Genomic DNA, 1147 nt, shown 5'->3' on the forward strand with positions numbered 1-1147 from the left:
TTTTTTAAGACTCTAAGCCATCTACTGTTATCTGCATAGACCATATCATATGTTCCATTTTATTCCTATTTACAGCCTGTGGATTAAGATTACTTTCCACTGAGCTATCGTAAAAAGCAGGTAAGGATTTATGTCATACCTTTCTCGTGCTTCTTCAAAACAGTAGCTTTCAGATGAAAATGTTTTAAAACTTATTAGTAAGACCAATGCAAAAATTAGTTTTTTTAACATTGCTTATTATTTTCAATATATTTATCAAACGGCAGTTTGTTGTAGCAACCACTTCCAACATAATCAACTAAGTTTATAAAATTGTCTTTAGGTAAATACCCTGTTATTTTATAAAGAAGTTTATAGTTTTTCGTTGGGTCAAAAATAGCTATTGTAGGAAAACCCTGAACTTTATAAACATATGCAAAAATTTGTTCATTCATATCATTTTTACTTTCAGGGTCTATTACAGGTCTTTTACCATAAACATTAACAATTGCAACTTCAAAATTATCCTTTATAAGTTTTTCTTTTACCTTGAAGTTAGAAAGAACTTCTTTATTTAACTTACTGCAGTAGCGACAGTCTTCAGATTCAAAAATTACCATCAGGTATTTTTTGTTTTTCATTGCATCTTCTATTACTGGAAGTGGGTCAACTTTGAATTTATCAGATTTTGCTGAAGTTTCTTTTTTATTGCAAGAATTAAGTAAAAGAGAAAATAAAATTAAAAATATAGGTAAATATTTAAATCTTTTCATTTTTCAACCTCCTGCAAAAAATTAGTTTATATTTTTAAATAGAATAAGTTTTTAAAATAAAGCGAGGGACAAAGACTCCATTTTTCATAGGCTCTAAAGCCTCTTAGGGAGTATGTCCCCCTGTCCCTCAAAACCCAATTACTTGATTGGGCTATTAAGCCCCTGCCAGTCGGGAGGATGGTTATGAGGGACTTTAAAAATTCAACTAAGGAGGTGTTGTCATGCACTACATTGGCATTGATATGTCTAAAAACTCCTTTAATTTCTGTGTCATTGATGAAACTGAAAAAATTATTAAACAAGGTTCTTTCCCTGTATCTAAAGATGGTTTTGCTAATTTCCTTAAATTGATTTCCTCTTTTGATAATCCTCTTGTACTTGTTGAATCCTCTTCC

The 1147-nt window shown here is 30.4% G+C and carries 1 protein-coding gene; it reads right to left on the bottom strand.

The window, feature by feature from the left end; genetic code table 11:
• Window positions 1-224 precede the first annotated feature (224 nt).
• Complete coding sequence (locus HG1285_RS00575; protein WP_008289630.1) at window positions 225-752, bottom strand: thioredoxin fold domain-containing protein; 528 nt, start codon at window positions 750-752, stop codon at window positions 225-227.
• Between the last annotated feature and the right edge of the window lie 395 nt (window positions 753-1147).

The organism is Hydrogenivirga sp. 128-5-R1-1 (assembly GCF_000171895.1).